This is a genomic window from Vibrio sp. 704 (assembly GCF_033339295.1).
Window position 1 is genome coordinate 1 of sequence record NZ_JAWOUH010001061.1, and the last position, 508, is coordinate 508.

Genomic DNA, 508 nt, shown 5'->3' on the forward strand with positions numbered 1-508 from the left:
TGGTCTCTGAGTATCAGCCATCAGGTGACCAGCCAACCGCGATTAAGCAATTATTAGAAGGCTTAGATGCGGGGTTGGCGCATCAGACGCTTTTAGGTGTAACGGGTTCTGGTAAAACGTTCACGCTAGCGAATGTGATTGCTCAAGCACAGCGCCCTGCAATTTTACTGGCGCCAAATAAAACCCTCGCGGCTCAGTTGTATGGGGAAATGAAATCGTTCTTTCCTAACAATGCGGTCGAGTATTTTGTGTCTTACTACGACTACTACCAACCAGAAGCGTACGTGCCTACAACTGACACCTTTATTGAAAAAGATGCGTCAGTGAACGCTCACATTGAGCAAATGCGTTTGTCTGCCACCAAAGCTTTACTAGAACGAAAAGATGCCATCATCGTCGCTTCGGTCTCGGCCATCTATGGTTTGGGTGATCCCGAGTCGTATTTACAGATGATGCTGCACTTACGCCGTGGTGACGTGATCGATCAGCGTGACATGCTTCGTCGCCT

1 protein-coding gene is annotated in these 508 nt (G+C 48.4%); it reads left to right on the forward strand.

All coding sequences use genetic code 11. The features are described from left to right. Window positions 1–508 (forward strand): DEAD/DEAH box helicase family protein (locus R7R24_RS30650; protein ID WP_318120710.1); only part of this gene is annotated, 508 nt, incomplete at both ends.